Origin of the sequence: Nocardia nova NBRC 15556 (assembly GCF_001613005.1) — a bacterium.
Taxonomy (GTDB): Bacteria; Actinomycetota; Actinomycetes; order Mycobacteriales; family Mycobacteriaceae; genus Nocardia; species Nocardia nova.
Window position 1 is genome coordinate 21,479 of the sequence record NZ_BDBN01000014.1, and the last position, 17,676, is coordinate 39,154.

General features: G+C 66.7%; 15 protein-coding genes. 8 read left to right on the forward strand and 7 right to left on the reverse strand.

Annotated elements, in window-relative coordinates; all coding sequences use genetic code 11:
- Positions 1-92: 92 nt before the first annotated feature.
- The 4 genes from NN2_RS06820 (at position 93) to NN2_RS06835 (ending at position 3,693) form a co-directional block, all read left to right on the forward strand.
- Entirely contained in the window at positions 93-878 is a 786-nt protein-coding gene (locus NN2_RS06820; RefSeq protein WP_063011397.1) for an alpha/beta fold hydrolase, read from the forward strand.
- Between the two features lie 36 nt (positions 879-914).
- On the forward strand, positions 915-1,658 hold the full coding sequence (locus tag NN2_RS06825; protein WP_030514268.1) for a crotonase/enoyl-CoA hydratase family protein: 744 nt from the start codon (positions 915-917) through the stop codon (positions 1,656-1,658).
- A 150-nt stretch (positions 1,659-1,808) separates the two neighbouring features.
- Positions 1,809-2,915, forward strand: coding sequence for a glycoside hydrolase family 183 protein (locus tag NN2_RS06830; protein WP_063011399.1), 1,107 nt, complete (start codon positions 1,809-1,811; stop codon positions 2,913-2,915).
- A 76-nt stretch (positions 2,916-2,991) separates the two neighbouring features.
- Positions 2,992-3,693 (forward strand): class I SAM-dependent methyltransferase, encoded by a 702-nt coding sequence (locus NN2_RS06835; protein ID WP_063011401.1) that lies wholly within the window; start codon positions 2,992-2,994, stop codon positions 3,691-3,693.
- Between the two features lie 17 nt (positions 3,694-3,710).
- Here NN2_RS06835 and NN2_RS06840 read toward each other — a convergent pair whose 3' ends face one another.
- The 5 genes from NN2_RS06840 to NN2_RS06860 all read right to left on the reverse strand — a co-directional run bounded on the left by NN2_RS06840 (position 3,711) and on the right by NN2_RS06860 (position 8,293).
- Positions 3,711-4,127, reverse strand: coding sequence for a hypothetical protein (locus NN2_RS06840; protein WP_063011403.1), 417 nt, complete (start codon positions 4,125-4,127; stop codon positions 3,711-3,713).
- Between the two features lie 123 nt (positions 4,128-4,250).
- Positions 4,251-4,856 carry an alpha/beta hydrolase family protein gene (locus NN2_RS06845; RefSeq protein WP_063011448.1) on the reverse strand — a complete coding sequence of 202 codons (606 nt, stop codon included), beginning with the start codon at positions 4,854-4,856 and terminating at the stop codon, positions 4,251-4,253.
- 21 nt (positions 4,857-4,877) lie between these two features.
- Entirely contained in the window at positions 4,878-5,750 is an 873-nt protein-coding gene (locus NN2_RS06850; protein ID WP_063011450.1) for a formylglycine-generating enzyme family protein, read from the reverse strand.
- Positions 5,751-5,813: 63 nt separating this feature from the next.
- Positions 5,814-6,752: an HAD family hydrolase gene (locus NN2_RS06855; RefSeq protein WP_063011405.1), complete on the reverse strand. Its 939-nt coding sequence runs from the start codon at positions 6,750-6,752 to the stop codon at positions 5,814-5,816.
- Between the two features lie 2 nt (positions 6,753-6,754).
- A complete protein-coding gene (locus NN2_RS06860) occupies positions 6,755-8,293 on the reverse strand; it encodes an arylsulfatase (protein WP_030514261.1) in 1,539 nt (512 codons plus the stop codon).
- A 286-nt stretch (positions 8,294-8,579) separates the two neighbouring features.
- Here NN2_RS06860 and NN2_RS06865 point away from each other — a divergent pair, with 286 nt between their 5' ends.
- The 3 genes from NN2_RS06865 to gnd all read left to right on the forward strand — a co-directional run bounded on the left by NN2_RS06865 (position 8,580) and on the right by gnd (position 13,119).
- Positions 8,580-10,415 (forward strand): acyl-CoA dehydrogenase, encoded by a 1,836-nt coding sequence (locus NN2_RS06865; protein WP_063011407.1) that lies wholly within the window; start codon positions 8,580-8,582, stop codon positions 10,413-10,415.
- A gap of 326 nt (positions 10,416-10,741) precedes the next feature.
- Entirely contained in the window at positions 10,742-11,824 is a 1,083-nt protein-coding gene (locus tag NN2_RS06870) for a glycoside hydrolase family 183 protein (RefSeq protein ID WP_063011409.1), read from the forward strand.
- A 266-nt stretch (positions 11,825-12,090) separates the two neighbouring features.
- On the forward strand, positions 12,091-13,119 hold the full coding sequence (gnd, locus tag NN2_RS06875) for a phosphogluconate dehydrogenase (NAD(+)-dependent, decarboxylating) (protein WP_063011411.1): 1,029 nt from the start codon (positions 12,091-12,093) through the stop codon (positions 13,117-13,119).
- A 130-nt stretch (positions 13,120-13,249) separates the two neighbouring features.
- Here the strand turns inward: gnd and NN2_RS06880 are convergent, their stop codons facing one another.
- Together NN2_RS06880 and NN2_RS06885 are read right to left on the reverse strand one after the other, a co-directional pair.
- The gene (locus tag NN2_RS06880) at positions 13,250-14,587 is read right to left on the reverse strand and encodes a lipase family protein (RefSeq protein WP_063011413.1); all 1,338 of its coding nucleotides are present in this window, start codon (positions 14,585-14,587) and stop codon (positions 13,250-13,252) included.
- Between the two features lie 141 nt (positions 14,588-14,728).
- Positions 14,729-15,994 (reverse strand): hypothetical protein, encoded by a 1,266-nt coding sequence (locus NN2_RS06885; protein WP_063011415.1) that lies wholly within the window; start codon positions 15,992-15,994, stop codon positions 14,729-14,731.
- A gap of 502 nt (positions 15,995-16,496) precedes the next feature.
- On the opposite strand from NN2_RS06885, the gene NN2_RS06890 reads away from it, so the two are divergent.
- Positions 16,497-17,669: a glycoside hydrolase family 3 N-terminal domain-containing protein gene (locus NN2_RS06890; protein ID WP_063011417.1), complete on the forward strand. Its 1,173-nt coding sequence runs from the start codon at positions 16,497-16,499 to the stop codon at positions 17,667-17,669.
- Positions 17,670-17,676 lie beyond the last annotated feature (7 nt).

The window sequence follows — 17,676 nt, forward strand, 5'->3', positions numbered from 1 at the left end:
CGGTTACGGCGACCTCTGTTGGCGTAACGCCAATGATTGCTAGGGTGTCCCCGTTCCTCGTCGGCGTCCGATCTCGGTGCGGGAGTTTCGAAATGATGTTGAACCATCACCGGGTCGGCACCGGTGAACCGCTGGTCCTGATCCACGGCGTCGGCAGTCGCTGGCAGGTGTGGGAACCGGTCATCGACACGCTGGCGGCCCACTTCGACGTGATCGCGGTCGACCTTCCCGGTTTCGGCGGGTCCGACCCGCTACCGCACACCACGGTGGACACCCTCACCGACGCTCTGCACGCGTTCCTCACCGAACAGGGCCTGGAACGACCCCACCTCGCCGGCAATTCGATGGGCGGTCTGATCGCGCTGAACCTCGGCGCGCGCGGTGTGGCGAGTTCGGTGACCGCGTATTCACCGATCGGGTTCTGGTCCGATGCCGGGCGCATCTGGTGTCAGCAGGCGCTGGGCCGCGCGGCCACCCTGGGCCGGGGACTGCGCACACAACTGCCCGCCATCCTCGGCACACCGGCCGGGCGGACCGCCTTCCTGAGCATCGTCTTCGGCCGGCCGTGGGCGCTGGACACCCGGACCGCGGTCGAGACCGTGGACGGCGTTCTCGATGCCCCCGGATTCCGTTCGGCCCTGGCCTCTTTCGACCAGGCGCGGCTGCGCGACGGCGGCCGCCTGGCTCGCATCCCGGTCACGATCGCCTGGGGCAACCGCGACATCCTGCTCACCTATCGGACCCAGAGCCGGCGGGCGCGGCAATGGCTTCCCCAGGCCCGGCACATCACCCTGGCGGGCAGCGGCCACACCCCGTTCTACGACGACCCGGCCGGTTGCGCGAAGATAATCCTCGAGCAGGTGCCTACCGGCGGGTAACCGCGGGGGCCGACCCCGATCAGCACGGAGTGAGCGATGAGCGACGTATCCCTGACCTTCGACGGTGATCGTGCCTACGTCGAACTCGACCGGCCCGACAAACACAACGGGCTCACCATCGACATGTTGAACGATCTCGTCCGGGTGGCGCGGGTGATCGGAAAGCGCGACGAGATTCGCGCCGTGATCCTCGCCGGCAACGGGCCCAGTTTCTCCAGTGGCCTCGATATCGCGAAGGCAACCGGCGACCCGTTGAGTATCGTGCGCAATTTCCTGCCCCTGCCGTGGCTGGGCACGAATGCTTTTCAGGAGGCGTGCTGGGCGTGGCGGCGGCTGCCGCAGCCGGTGATCGCGGCGGTGCACGGCCATTGTTTCGGCGGCGGACTGCAATTGGCCCTGGCCGCCGATTTCCGTTTCGCCACACCGGATTCCGATTTCGCCGTGATGGAAGTCGCGCACGGCCTCGTTCCGGATATGTCGGGCGCGGTCACGCTGTCGCGCCTGATCGGCGCGGACAAGGCCCTCCTGCTGACCATGACCGCCGATCCCGTCGACGCCGCCTATGCCGCACGAATCGGACTGATCACCGAGGTGAGCGAGGATCCGCGCGCCGAAGCCGAGAAATTGGCCGATCGCATCGCGGCCCGCCCGGCACCCGCCGTCGCCGCCGCCAAACAATTGTTCGAGCGCACCTGGCACGCGGGCACCCGCCGCACTCTGGGAATCGAACGGGCGACGCAGATACCACTCCTGGTCCGGCAAGCGCTCGGCCGTCGGTAGATTCGACAAAGGGACACACCGCCGACCCGGGAGTTACCCGAAAACGCGAGAAGGAAACCCATTTACCCGCGATTCGCTGTTAGCATTTTCACACTTTGCCAGCGAAGCCGGTGAACGGGGGCGCATCGGCGAGAACGGGAAGGGCTGCATTTGTCCAAGACCGTATCCGTCCTGCTGTCCGCGATCGCGGGCGTCTCGGCCGTCCTTCTGACCGTGACCGCGCCGGCGGCCGCCAACCCGAATGCCATCAATCCGATTCCGGTTCTCAACGGCACCACCGGATTACCGAATCTGGTCGGGCGTTCGCGAGCGATATTCCAGGTCACCGGAATGGCCAGCCCGAACGCCACCGAGAACTACAACGTCCTCGGCACCGACCTGGGAATCATGTGGGACAACGGCCGCGGCGAGATGCTCACCGCCTTCGGCGATACCGCCGGCGTGGGGCTGCCGAATCTGCTGGCCGGCAGTTTCTGGGCGTGGCGCAGCAATATCCTGGTGCGCAGTCACACCCAGGATCCTTCGGACGGCATCTATTTCGACAGCGCCGTGCGCGACGTGTTCGGCCAGGCGCGGGATCTGATCCCCAGTCCCAAGATTCCGTTCATCGAGATCAGCCGCATCCCGACCGCGGGAATCTCGGTGAACGGCGTGCAGTACATGAGCCTGATGTCGGTGAAGAGCTGGGACGACGTCGGCCAGTGGACCACCAACTTCTCGGGTCTGGCCGCCTCCGCCGACAACGGGGAAACATGGGCCGACCTCGATTTCACCCGCCGGCCCGACGAGGGCGGCAATGCCAACTTCCAGATGAACGCCTTCGTGAAGAGCGGCGGCTGGGTGTACGAATACGGCACGCCGTCGGGCCGCAATCACTTCGCCTACCTCGCGCGCGTGCGGGAGAACGACATCCAGAATCTCGCCGAATACGAGTACTGGGACGGCGGGGCGTGGCGTAAGAACGATGTGAACGCCGCCCGCCCGATCACCGGCGGGGTCGGCGAGATGTCGGTGATGTGGAACGACTACCTCGGGCAATTCGTCATGCTGACCACCGATCCGTGGAATTCGGTGGTGATGCGCCGGGCGTCTTCCCCGGAGGGGCCGTGGAGTCCGCCGGAGGTGCTGATCGATACACGTGAATTGCCCACCGCCTACGCCCCCTCGATCTTCCCGTACCAGACCGGGCGCGATCTGTATTTCCTCACCACGGTGCACAGTCAGTACAACGTCGTTCTCATGCGCACGACGCTGTAGGTCGCCTCGGATACCCGGCGCCCGGCCCCCGTTTCACTCGGCCGGGCGTCGCGCTGTAGCTGGCTAGACTCGCCCCATGGACGCCGCCGAGTGGGACGAGCGCTACGCGCAGAGCGAGTTGGTGTGGGGTGCACCGCCGAACGCGACGGTGGTGGAACACATCTTCGGTTTGGAGCGGCACATTCGGCTGGTGCCCGATGTGCCCGGTGAAGCGCCACCCGAACTGCCGCGTGCCCTGGACCTGGCGTGCGGGGAGGGACGGCACGCGCTCTGGCTGGCCACGCACGGCTGGCAGGTGCGAGCGGTCGACTTCTCCCAGGTGGGCATCGACAAGGGCCGCACGGTCGCCTCGCGGCTGTCACGTTCGGTGCGCAGCAGGATCGATTGGGAATGCGCGGACGTCACCGATCTGGCCGGTGCGGGGATCGACGGCCCGTTCGAACTGATTCTCGCCGTCTACATTCATCTGCCCGCCGACCAGCGGCGCAGCCTGTTGCTCGCGGCGGCCGAGCGGCTGAGCCCGGGCGGCACCCTCCTCGTCCTCGGCCACGACACCACCAATATCGCCGACGGTTACGGCGGGCCGCAGGATCCGGCGATCCTGTTCACTCCCTACGACGTGGTGGCGGATCTCGCTGCGGCAAAACATATTCGGATCGACACGGCGCAGCGGGTGCTGCGCGAGACCGAGGGACGCGACGCCATCGACGCCCTCGTGGTGGCCACCGCGATCGTTCCCGATCTGGAAGAGCAAGCGACGGCCACCCCGGACGCGTGATCCGGGGTGGCGACGCCTCACAGTCCGGCGCTGCCGGTGGGTAGCGGCGCCGGTCCGTGGGACTGTGCGGGCGGATCCGTCCGATCGTCACCGAATCGGTCGCGGCCGAACCGGTCACGGCCGAACCGGTCGTAACCGAAGCGGTCGTAACCGAGCGAGTCGTATCCGGACCGGTCGAAGCCCGAGCGGTCACGGCCGAACCGGTCGTATCCGGACCGGTCGAAGCCCGAGCGGTCGCGCCCGAATCGGTCGACACCCTGGGCGTTGAACCCGTCGGAGCCGAAGCCGTCGGCGCTGCACGGCGGGGCGGCGCCACACGGAACGCTCGCCTGCGCGGCACCCGCTCCGGCGACGGCGATACCGGCCGCTGCGAGGACAGCCAGTGCGACACCGGCCGCGGGACGACGAGCGGCGCGAATCGGGCCTGCGATCATGGATCTGTCTCCTCTCGAAATCCCGACCACAGCCGAAATTACCTCCGCAACGGCGGCCCGGCATCGGGGTATTCCCGGAGATGGAACCTGAGATTCGATGATCCACAGGCCTTTTCGCACCGATCAATCCATGTCCGCCCAGCGTCGCAGCCACGGCTCCACCGTCCCGGCGATGAGATCGAAGCCACTGCGAAACGAATGGGCCTGGCCCGGAATCACTTTCACCTCGGCCGCATCGGCGGAGTCCGGAATTCCGAAGGGATCGCGTTCACCGTTGATCACCACCACATCGGTGTGCGCGGACGCCGCCAGCAGCTCCTCTCGCCGCGTCTTCTCCGGCTTACCTGGCGGGTGCAGCGGAAACGACAGCGCCAGTATGCCTTTGGCGTCGGCTTCGACGGCGGTCCGGCAGGCGACCCGGGCGCCATTGCTGCGCCCGCCCTGGATCAGCGGTATCCCGGGCGCCTGCTCGCGCAGGGCCGAGACGATCTCCAACCACGCCGCATCCTGCACCGTCGCCGAACCGGGTGCCCGCCGACCGGCGACCCGGTACGGCTGAATCACCCGCGCGACCACCCCGCCCAGCGCCACCGCGCGATCGCGGACCGCCAGCAGATCCCCGGCCTCCACCCCGCCGCCGGAACCGTGGGTGAGCAGCAGCAGAAACCGGTCGCCGGCCTCCCGGTCGATCTCCACCTCGGCGTCCCCCGCAGCTGTCTCGATGCGCACGGTGTCCACGGTAATCCCCGCTCAGCGGGGGCCTGCCACGCACCGGAAGCCGATATGACTCATCCCGGTGTCGACCATCTGCGGGCGACGCGCGGCGGGCCGGTACCGGCGGCAGTAGCTGTCGGCGCAGAGAAACGAACCGCCCTTGATCACCTTGCGCGGCACCCGGAACTGCGGCTGACGCGGGTCGAAACTCCGCTCCTGATCCCCACCGCGCGGATTACGCGGGACGCAGCATCCGCCGCCGCCCGGATGGCGCTCGGCGTACCAGTCGCCGGTCCATTCCCACACGTTGCCGGCCATATCGGACAGGCCGTAGTCGTTGGGCGGATAGGAACCGACGGCAGTCGTGTGTCCGTAACCGCGGTCGGGACGCCACGGGAAGTCGCCGTGCCAGTAGTTCGCGAGGCGCCGGTCTCCGGATTCTCCCTCCTCGCCCCAGGTGAATTCGGCACCCTCCACCCCGCCGCGGGCCGCGGCCTCCCACTGCGCCTCGGTCGGCAGCGCCCGGCCCATCCATGTCGCGTAGGCGGCGGCGTCCTCGTACGCGATATGCACTACCGGATGATCGGGCCGGTCGGCGATCGACGACCCGGGCCCCTCGGGGTGCCGCCACGAGGCGCCGGGCGTCCAGCGCCACCACAGGTTCAGATGCCGCAGGTCGACCGGGCCGGCCGTCCGGGTGAACACCATCGAGCCGGGTTGCAGATTCTCGACCGGTGCTCCCGGAAAGTCGGCGGGATCGAGCGGGCGCTCGGCGACGGTGCGGTACCCGGTGTCGGCGACGAACCGTTCGTACTGGGTGTTGGTGACCTGCCGAGTTTCGATGGCGAAGGCATCCACGGCCACTCGATGAGCGGGCCGTTCCTCCGGATAGTGGCGGTCCGAACCCATCGTGAAGGTCTGTGCGGGTATCTGCCGCACGTCGGTGGCGATCGAAATATTCACGGGCCGTTCCTACGAATCGGGTGTGAAGATCTGCGCCCAGTCATTCTTCATGCTGACCACCGTCCAGTCGTTGCGACGCGCGTGCTCGAGCGCATTCTCGGCGCCGGCGACGTAGTCGAATTCCCGGTCCGCGTCGTCGTGCAGGATCAGCATGCGCAACGACGGCGCGCCCGCGAGTTCGGAGAACGACAGCATGGGCAGATCGCCGTTGGAATTGCCGACCGACAAGATGGGACGGCGGCCGATCCGGCTCCAGATTCGGACCGGTTTCTCCGGCCCGTCGTCGAAGAAATCCATCGCGGATTTGTAGAGCAGGTCGCTGCGGCCTTCCCGTTCCCGATAGGTCAACCCGAGCGCACTGCCGATCACCCGCTCCGGCGGCACCCCGTAGAGATCCCCCGCGACCGGGCGCATGAAATCCCGATCACCACCGGAGGCGATGTAGGTGGTGAATTCGCTGTCGCGCAGATACCACAGCAGTTCGACCATCGGAGCGAAACCGCAGCCGTGATACGGGCGGCCGAGGGTCGGGTGGTCGGCGTGGGAGAAGAATGCCGCCACCCGCGCGTCGTAATCCTCGACGCTGATCTCACCGAACGCGCGAGTTACCGCGCCCATCAACAACTTCAGATCGGTGTCGTCACCGTGGTAGTGCTTGACCATCGCCGCGCCGAGCCACTGCAGGTCCTGCTCGTAGGCCGCGCGCCACGGCTGTTGCGTGCGCAATCGCGGTTCCTGCTCGGCCATTTCGGCCAGTCGCCGGATGGTGAAGTCGAGCTGAATCGGCATCGGCTTCTCACACCACAGGGTGCCGTCGTTGTCGAATACCGCTATCCGCGCGGACGGTTCGACATAGTCGGGCCCGTCCCGATCGGTGACGCGAGCGACGAAATCGACGATGGCAGAAATGGTTTCACCGTCGTTCCATGATTCCAGCGACACCGCCATGGTCAGTCCCGGGCGAGGAAGTCGTGCAGTTTGGCGACCGCCTGGTTGATGGTGAAGGTGGCCGGTTCCTGACGCGGCGGAAATTCCTTGAACGTGTCGAGGAACGCCGTCGCGATGGCCGTCCCGTAGAAGGCGATGTAGTCGTGGTCGAGGAACCAGTCCCAATAGGTATTGGAGGTGACGTCGGCTCGCTCGAACGGGTCGGTGCGCAGATTGAACAGTTTCGGCACCCGCAGCGGGGTGAAGGGTTCGGCCCAGATTCCGAGCGTGCCCTGTTTGCGCTGCTCCATGAACACGATCTTCCAATTCTCGAACCGGATTCCGAGCACATCGCAGTCGTCGGAGAAATAGACCATGCCGCGCCGCGGGCTGTGTTCGACCTCGCCGGTGAGGTAGGGCAACAGGTTGTAGCCGTCGATGTGGACCTTGAAAGTCTTGTCCCCCACCGCATGTCCCTGTTCCAGCTTGTCGACGATGTCGGGTTCGCCGGCCGCGGCGAGCAGCGTCGGCAGCCAATCGTGATGCTGCACTATGTCGTTGGAGATGGAGCGGGCGGCGATGTGGCCCGGCCAGCGGATCACCTGCGGCACTCGGAACGCACCCTCCCAGTTGGTGTCCTTCTCGCTGCGGAACGGGGTGGTCGCGCCGTCGGGCCAGGTGTTGGCGTGCGGGCCGTTGTCGGTGCTGTAGATGACGATCGTGTTGTCGGCCAGGCCGAGTTCGTCGAGGGCATCGAGCACGCGGCCCACATTGCGGTCGTGGTCGATCATCGTGTCGTGGTACGGCGACTGCCAGAATCCCGCCTGCCCCACACTTTCCAGCTTGGTGTGCGTGCGCAGATGCATGTGCGTGAAGTTCAGCCAGACGAAGAACGGCGTGCCCGCCCGCTGCTGACGGGTGAGGAAATCGACGCAGGCCTCGGCCACATCCTCGTCGATCGTCTCCATCCGCTTCTTGGTCAGCGGCCCGGTGTCCTCGATGCGTTGTTTGCCGACGCGCCCGAAGCGCGGGTCCTCGGTGGGGTCGTCCTCGTCGGTCGCCCACGAGTGCAGCACCCCGCGCGGGCGTTGCAGGTCGTACAGCCGCGGGTAGGCGTCCTTGTGCGGATAGTCCGGCAGCTCGGGTTCCTCCTCCGCGTTCAGGTGGTAGAGGTTGCCGAAGAACTCGTCGAACCCGCGCACCGTCGGCAGGAATTTGTTGAGGTCGCCGAGGTGATTCTTGCCGAACTGCCCGGTCGCGTAACCGAGCGGTTTCAGCAGTTCGGCGATGGTCGGATCCTCGGGAGACAGACCGATGCCCGCGCCGGGCACTCCGACCTTGCTCATCCCGGTGCGGTAGACGCTCTGCCCGGTGATGAAGGAGGCCCGCCCGGCCGTACAGCTCTGTTCGCCGTAGGAGTCGGTGAACCGCATGCCCTCCTCGGCGAGCCGGTCGATATTGGGCGTGCGATAGCCCATCAGGCCGTCGCTGTAGCAGCTGAGATTGGTGATACCGATGTCGTCACCCCAGATGACCAGGATGTTCGGCTTCGAATCCGGCACAGCGGCCTCCTTCGGCGCAGGTGAACTACCCTGCCGACACCCTGCCCGCGACCACCCGCGGACACCTCACCCGCGACGGGTGATTGCGGTGAGCCGGCGGCCGCGTGTTCATCTCGTCACATCGCCCGGTCAGCGCTTTCCAACCCCATTACTCATCGGTAATATACGCTGTAAGTTACCCGCGAGTAGAAGGCGGATATTCCGTTCGACTACCCGGTGTGGAGACACATGGGCGGGAACGGCACACACCGACCCGCACCGACTCAACGGAGAGTGAGTAACAGAGATGGGCCATTACAAGAGCAACGTCCGCGACCTGGAGTTCAACCTCTTCGAGGTGCTGGGCATCGGCTCGGTGCTGGATTCCGGCGCCTACGGTGACCTGGACACCGACACGGTCAAGAACATCATCGACGAGGTACGCCGCCTGGCCGAGGGCCCGGTCGCCGAGTCCTTCGCCGACGCCGACCGCAACCCGCCGGTGTTCGACCCCAACACCCACAGCGTCTCTATTCCGGAGTCGTTCAAGAAGTCCTTCAAGGCCTACGAAGAGGCCGGCTGGAACAAGGTCGGCCTGAACGAGGAACTGGGCGGCCTGCCCGCGCCGCGTTCGGTGGTCTGGGCCCTCAACGAGATGATCCTGGGCTCGAACCCGGCCGTCGCGATGTACGCCGCCGGTGGCCCGTTCGGCCAGATCTTCTGGAACAACGCCACCGACGAGCAGAAGAAGTGGGCCGAGATCGCCGTCGAGCGCAACTGGGGCGCCACCATGGTGCTGACCGAGCCCGACGCCGGCTCCGATGTGGGCGCCGGCCGCACCAAGGCCATCCAGCAGGAGGACGGCTCCTGGCACATCGAGGGTGTCAAGCGGTTCATCACCTCCGGTGACTCCGACGACATGTTCGAGAACATCTTCCACCTGGTGCTGGCCCGCCCCGAGGGCGCCGGCCCGGGCACCAAGGGCCTGTCGCTGTTCTTCGTGCCGAAGTTCCACTTCGACTTCGAGAACCGGACCCTGGGCGAGCGCAACGGCGTATTCGTCACCAACGTCGAGCACAAGATGGGCCTGAAGGTCTCGGCCACCTGTGAGGTCACCTTCGGTGGCCACGGCGTCCCGGCCAAGGGCTGGCTCGTCGGCGAGGTCCACGACGGCATCGCGCAGATGTTCGACGTGATCGAGAACGCCCGAATGATGGTGGGCACCAAGGCCATCGCGACCCTGTCGACCGGTTACCTGAACGCGCTGGACTACGCCAAGCAGCGCGTGCAGGGTGCGGATCTGACTCAGATGACCGACAAGACCGCGCCGCGCGTCACCATCACCCACCACCCGGACGTGCGCCGCTCGCTGATGATGCAGAAGGCCTACGCCGAGGGCCTGCGCGCGATCTACCTCTACACCGCCGCCCACCAGAACGAGGACATCGCTCAGCTGGTCTCCGGTGCCGACAAGGACCTCGCGTTCCGCGTCAACGACCTGCTGCTGCCGATCGTCAAGGGTGTCGGCTCCGAGCGGGCCTACCAGTACCTGACCGATTCGCTGCAGACCTTCGGTGGTTCCGGCTTCCTGCAGGACTACCCGATCGAGCAGTACATCCGCGACGCGAAGATCGACTCGCTGTACGAGGGCACCACCGCCATCCAGGCGCAGGACTTCTTCTTCCGCAAGATCGCTCGCGATCGCGGCGTGGCGCTGGCCCACGTGGCTGGCCAGGTGCAGAAGTTCATCGAGTCCGAGGCCGGCAACGGCCGCCTGAAGGGCGAGCGCAAGCTGCTGGCCACCGCGCTCGAGGATGTGCAGGCCATGGCCGCCACCCTGACCGGTCACCTGATGGGTGCGCAGGAGGACGCCAAGGAGCTGTACAAGGTCGGCCTGGGTTCGGTCCGCTTCCTGATGGCGGTGGGCGACCTGCTCATCGGCTGGCAGCTGCTGCGTCAGGCCGAGGTCGCCATCAAGGCCCTCGACAACGGCGCCACCGGTTCCGACGAGGCCTTCTACAACGGCAAGGTCGCCGTGGCTCAGTTCTTCGCCCGCAACGTGCTGCCGGAGCTGACCTCCACCCGCACCGTGCTGTCCAGCCTGGACAACGACGTGATGGAGCTCGACGAAGCGGCCTTCTGATCGCCTCCTCGTCCACCACGTGAACACAGCGGCCCCGCCTCCCGCCGTCGGGAGGTGGGGCCGCCGCCGTTCCGGGTCCCGAATGCGAAGGCCCGGGCAGCGATCCGGACGGCACGCCCGGACCGCCGGTCCTGCACCGGAATCGAGACCGGGTAATAATGTCGGCACTGGAGTGCCCCGGGGTCTGGTGCGCCATACATAAACCGAGACAACCGAGACAACGCCGTGCCGTGCCGATGTGACGAGAGTTTCGTCGGCATGTAGCACGCCGTCCGCCGAGGGCAGGCACAATACCCACGGCGTGACTCATGGAAGGAATTCGGAATATGAGACGACTGTCCGCACTGGCTGGAGCTTGCGCGGCGGTCGCGCTGCTGGGCCTGACGGCATCGCCGGCCGGAGCCGACCCGAACAACATCAATCCGATTCCCGGACTGAACGGCATCAACGGATTGCCGCAGCTCCCGGGCCCGACACAGGCGGTCTACCAGGCCACCGGGATGGCCTCGCCGAACCGGACCCAGAACCAGAACGTGCTGGGCACCGACCTCGGCATCATGTGGGACGACGGGCGCGGGCAGATGATCACCGCCTACGGCGACACCGCCGGCCTCGGCGTGCCGAACGTGCTGGCCGGCAGCATCTGGGCGTGGCGCTCGAACGTGCTGTTCCGCAGCCCGGCCGACGCGGACCCGGCGGCGGGCGTGAACTACACGAGCTTCGTGGACAATCCGCTGCCCAGCCCGAAGATTCCGGGCATCGAGATCAGTTTCATTCCGACCGCGGGCATCTCGGTCAACGGCGTGCAGTACATGTCGATGATGTCGGTGCGGGAGTGGGGCCCGGACGGACACTGGGACACCAACTTCTCCACCCTGGCCGTCTCCGGTGACGACGGCCAGTCCTGGGCGCAGCTGCCGACCACCCGCCGCGGCAACGAGAACGGCTTCCAGAGTTTCCAGCAGAACGCCTTCCTGAAGGCCGGCGGCTACGTCTACAAGTACGGCACCCCGGCGGGCCGCAACCAGCCCGGATTCATCTCGCGGGTCAAGGAAGCCGATATCGCCAATATCGACGCCTACGAGTACTGGGACGGCGGCGCGTGGAAGCCGAAGGACGCCAACGCCGCCAAGCCGATCGTCGGCGGCGTGGGCGAGCTGTCGGTGCAGTGGAACGCGCATCTGGGCCAGTACGTGATGCTGACCACCGATCCCTTCGACTCCGTGGTCATGCGGACCGCGCCGAACCCGGAGGGCCCGTGGAGTGCGCCGCGCGTCCTGGTCGACGTGCGCGATCTGCCGACCATGTACGCGCCGATGATCTACCCGTATCAGACGGGCAGCGACCTGTACTTCCTGCTCACCATGCACAACCAGTACAACGTCGTGCTCATGAAGACGCCGCTGTAGAAGTGCGGGAGCCGGAGGCCGCGAGGACATGAAGACGGCTCCGTGCGGTTGCCGGGTCGGGGGTCTGGCAACTGCACGGAGCCGATCTGATTATCGGGACCGGGCTCGGGGTGTTACACGATTCGTTTCGACACCGGAGAAATTTTCGATCGGGGCAGCGGGGACAATCGAGAGCGGTGGCGGTGCAGGGCGCTGGTCTCCCGCCGCGGTACAGCAGCAAGCAGAGCTCGGACCTGCCGAAGCTCGGACGACTCTAGGAGAAGAGTATGCAGCTGGGAATGATCGGGCTCGGCCGAATGGGTGCCAACATCGTGCGGCGCATCGTCAAGGACGGTCACACCGCGGTCGGATACTCCCGGCACGAGGACCAAATCAAGGAATTCACCGACGAACTGGGCGACAGCTTCCAGGGCGCGACCGACTACCCGGCCTTCGTCGCGCTGCTCGAGAAGCCGCGCGTGATCTGGGTGATGATTCCGGCCGGTGCGACCGGCGCGGTCATCGACCGGATCGCCGAACTGCTGGAACCGGGCGACATCATCATCGACGGCGGTAACAGCCGCTACCACGAGGACATCGAGCGGGCCAAGGCTCTGGCGCCCAAAGGCATTCACTACCTCGACATCGGCACCTCCGGCGGCGTGTGGGGGCTGGACCGCGGCTACTGCCTGATGATCGGCGGCGAGGCCGAGCAGGTCGCCCATCTGGAACCGCTTTTCCAGTCGATCGCACCGGGTGTCGACGCCGCCGAGCGCACCCCCGGTCGCACCGGTGAGCCCTCTCCCGCCGAACAGGGCTACCTGCATTGCGGTCCCGCCGGTGCCGGACATTTCGTAAAAATGGTGCACAACGGCATCGAATACGGCGCGATGGCCGCCTACGCCGAAGGCCTGAACATCCTGCACAAGGCCAATATCGGCAAGGAACTCGACGACGCGCATTCGGCCGAGGTGTCCCCGCTGGAGAATCCGGAGTACTACCAGTTCGACATCGACGTGCCGGAGGTCACCGAGGTGTGGCGGCGCGGTTCGGTGGTCGCGTCCTGGCTGCTGGATCTGACCGCGGCCGCGCTGCACGCCGATCCCGACCTGACCAGCTTCGGTGGGCGAGTGTCGGATTCGGGCGAGGGACGCTGGACCATCCACGCCGCGATCGACGAGGGTGTGCCCGCCCCGGTGCTCTCGACCGCGCTGTACGAGCGGTTCTCCTCGCGCGGTGAGGCGCTCTACGCGGACAAGGTGCTCTCGGCCATGCGCAAGGCGTTCGGCGGGCACAACGAGCTGCCGGGCACGTAGCCGCAGGCGCAGTTTTCGCGCCCGGTTCAGCTCAGGCTTTCGACGGCTCGGCCGACCATGTCCAGCGCCGCCAGTGGTCCGAAGGTGAGCAGGTAGCCCAGTCCCCAGAGGAATGCCATGATGTCTCCGCTCAGTCGAATTGCCGGTCGAGCCAGTCGATGGTCTGCATGCCGAACAGGTCGGTGCCCCAGCCGTAGAGGTCGGTGAGCATGGTGACCATCGAGCAGTCCGTGGGCTGGTAGGTGACGTCGGTGCCCTGCGCCCGGTAGGTCTCGGCGAGATCGCGCGAATCGGCCGCCGGGACCAGCGACATCGGCGAATCGTCCTTCGCGCACGAGGCGATCAGCACCTTGGACTTCGGCGCATCGGACCGGCCGAGCCGGTTGTCGTCGAACACCGGCCGGAACGCCGGCTCGTCGGCGGGACTCAGCCCCGAGTCGAACATCGCCCGCAGCGGAACGAACGGCATGCTGAAGTACGCGTCCTGGCATTGACCGCGGAATACGTCGGCCACCGCCCGGCCGGCCTGGTTCAGCTTCGAATCCAGCCGCATCTCAGGATATTTCGGCTCCAGCCCGAGCAGGGTCGCGAACGCGAAGCCCGAACCCACCGATCCGTCGGCGACTCGCATGAAGTTGCGCGGGTCGACCACCATGCCTTCCAGCACAGTGGATTTCACATTCAGCTCGGGCGCGTAGGAGGGTTGCAGTTCGGCCGAGAAGCCGGCACCGACACCGCCACCGGCGATCCCGAACAACGCGATTTGAGCCCGCGGGTTCAACCCGGCCTCGGGGAAGTTCAGCGCCGCGCGGGTGCCGTCGAGCTGAGTGTGCGCGGCGTACTTACCGGCGAAGACGCCGTGCGGGGCGCGGTCGGCGTCGTTGCCGACGTCGGAGATCATCACTGCGTAACCCTTGCCGAACATCAGCGCCAGCGGGCCGAGCGCCGACCAGGACGCGCCGTCCAGCGGATCGCCACCGGTCCACTGGGTGCTGGGATGGCAGTTCCAGCCGACGCTGTCGTTGGCCTCCTGATAGGAGACGACGTGTTTCTCGTGCGCGGGCTTGCCGTCTCGCGGAATCATCAGGATTCCGGTGCTGATCGCCGGAGTGCCGCCGTCGCGTTCGGTGGTGACGTACATCAGCTTCCAGGCGTCGAGATTCGCCGGCTTCACACCGGTGAACATCACGTCGACCTTCTTGGCCTTCAGCACCGTGCCGGGCTTCTCCGTACCGGTCAGCGGCGGTTCCCGATAGAACGGATCGTCGGCCCGCAGCGCCTGGAAGGCCTCCTGCGGGCTCGCCGGGGTGGAGCCCTGGAGCGAGCCGACGACGAATCCGTTGAACACCTGATTCGGAGTGGGTGTCTGCGGCGCAACGGGTTCCGCGCCGGCGGTTCCGGACACTCCGGCGCCGGCGGCACAGACCAGCGCAATGGCGGTCGCCGCCGCCACTGTGTACCTTCTCATCAGCCCTCCTGTGTTCTGCGGGACACCCGCACCCGGTCGGGCAGACGAGTGAACTGCGCATGATGACTCATCAGCCCTCCTGTGTTCTGCGGGACACCCGCACCCGGTCGGGCAGACGAGTGAACTGCGCATGATGACTCATCAGCCCTCCTGGCCCGCCGGTGTGACCGTCATTTCCTGTGCCGCCGAACCCAGCAGTTGCGGGATGTTCAGCAGCGGCCGATGGGATTCCAGCTGCACCTCGTACGGGGTTCGCAGCGTGGCTTCCAATGCGGGCCAATTGTTTTCGACCTGCCACTTGTATTTGGGCAGCAGTTCGGTGGTGATGTAGTCCCAGCGGTCGTCGAATGCCGACCAGTTCCAGCTCGGCAGCGGCAGGCCGAGGATCATCGGGCGGCCGTCGGCGCCGGTGAAAGGCACGCGCACGGGCCGGAATTCGCGGGGCGGTACGACACCGGCCACCGATGGCGAACCGGCGGCGCCGCTGAGGTAGGTGATCGCCGCACCGACCGGCCCCTTGTAGTCGCGCACCTGGTCCCACTGCGCGCCGATCGCCCACTGCTGTTCCCGGCGCAGCAGGGCCGCATTGCCGGCGGCGATCCGATCGCGCGTGCCCGAGGCCACATCGCGCCAGGCATTCATGATGTCGGCGCCGAACAGTCCGGCCCGCTCGAATTCCGCGAGCGCGGCGAGACCACCGGTGACGTAGGCGTCGTGCATCGGCATCAGGTCGGAGAAGATGTTCTTCTGCATCACCAGGATCATGCCGAGAATCCAGTGCAGGTCGCCGGGGGTGATGCGCGGTGCCGCGTCGGCCAGCGCACGCAGTCCCTCCGGCAGCATCGCGACCGCCTCCGGGCCGGCCGTGCGCTGGACGGCGCCGAGGACGGTATGTGCGGCATCGGCGATACCGGGCAGGTCGTAGAGGGTTCCCATCAGTTCGGCGTCGACGAGGCCGCCACCGAAGTCGGCGCCGACCTGACCGCCCATGCCGGCCCACTGCAGTTCGCGGTGGCCGAGTTGCAGATTCTCGTAGTAGCGATAGGACTTGATCAGATTGTCGCGGTTGGCCTCGACGCCGGTCCGCGGATCCCAGCTGCGCAGGTCGATACCGGCCTTCTCGGTGGCGTCCACCAGCCAGTACTGATACAGCAGTGCGGCGTACCGAGTCGGCGTCACGCCCTCGGCCCGCGCCTCGTCGAGCAGGCGGCCCAGTTCCGTTCGGTCATAGGGCAATTCCGGATTCACCCCACCGGGCGAGTGGGCGGCATCGCGATTGACCAGCGGCAGGTCGAGATACCGGTCGAGATCGGATGCGGCGGCGGCCGGGGCGGCGCCGAGTGCGCCCAATCCGACGACCGCCGCGAGAATCAATCCGGCGCCGCGCGCAATTGCGCTGATACGCATACGTCTCAGCCCTCCGCTATCGGTTCGATGATGGATCGGCGGATTTCCGCCGGGATCGGTAGCTAATCAATAGCCGAAAGCAATAGGACGCGATTTCGCCCGCTACCAGGGCGGGAACGATCCGCTAATACTCGACAACCAACTAGCGACCGTGAGGTTACCGGGAGATTACCAATCGCGGCTGCTGCTGCCATCCGATCCCGACCGGAGCATGCGTCGAAATTCTGTTTCTATTGCCGGATGGAATTAGCTGGTAGTTGACCGTTTATTCGGACTGCGTCGGTTACGGAAGCAGTCCGAGGCGAACACCAATCGGATGACCGATATCACAATTCGATAACTCCGGTATTACCGGCGGCGGTGCTTTTCAACCATCGACAACGTGGGACGCGGCGGGCGGAACGAGTTCCGGTGGCCCGGGCCCGGTGTGCGGCTTCCGGGGCAGGGGCGCGGTCGGCGACCACGGGTAGGTTCCGGCGCCTCGAACGGCTACGGTCGGTCCATGCGCAACGTTGCCGGGATCGTCCTCGCAGTAGCCGCAGTCGCCCTCGCGGGGTGCTCCGGCGGTGGGGGCTCCACCTCCACCACCACCACGACCGGCCCCAGCGCCGCACCGGGCACGACGGGCGCCACCCCCGCGACCACCACCACCGGTAACCAGCAGGACTGCGCCGCAGGCTATCTCGCGCAGTTCACCACGCGGCAGAAGCTGGCGCAGCTGCTCACCGTGGGCGTCAAGAACGCCGCCGACGCCGAACAGGTGGTGCGCGGGGAACAGGTGGGCGGCATCTTCGTCGGCAGCTGGACCGACCAGTCCATGCTGTCGGGCCAGGGACTCGACCAGGTGAAGGCCGCCGCGCGCACACCACTGATGGTGACCATCGACGAAGAAGGCGGCCGGGTCTCGCGGTTGCAGAACCTGATCGGGCAGGCGCCCTCGGCCCGGGTCGCCGCGCAGACCATGTCGACCGACGAGTACTACCAGCAGAGCCTGGCCCGCGGGCAGGCCATGAAGAAGCTCGGCATCACCGTCGACTTCGCGCCCGACGTGGACGTCAGCGACGAGCCCGCAGACGCGGTGATCGGCGACCGGTCCTACTCGCAGGATCCGCAGGTCGTCACCGAATACGCCGGCGCCTACATCCGGGCCATGCACGATGCCGGTGTCGGCGCGGTGATGAAGCACTTCCCCGGCCACGGGCACGGGTCCGGCGATTCCCACACCGGCGCGGTGCGCACGCCGCCACTGGATCAGATGCAGCAGGTGGACCTGGTGCCGTTCCGGAACCTGATCGACTCCGGCGCCGCGGTGATGGTCGGCCATCTGGACGTTCCCGGGCTGACCACGCCCAACGTTCCGGCGAGCATCAGCCCGCAGGCGATGGCACTGCTGCGCCAGGGCACCGGCTACAACGCCAAGCCCTACGACGGCCCGATCTTCACCGACGACCTGAGCGGCATGGCGGCCATCACCGCCCGGATGGGCATCGAGGACGCGGTGGCCGCCGCCCTGGAGGCCGGCGCCGACGACGCGCTGTGGATCAGCACCGACGCCGTCAGCTCGGTGCTCGACCGGCTCGAGCAGGAAGTTCGCGACGGGAAGCTGACCATGAAGCAGGTCGACGATTCGGTCCTGCGGGTGGCCAAGTACAAAGGCATCCAGCTCCCCTGCTGAGCCCGGC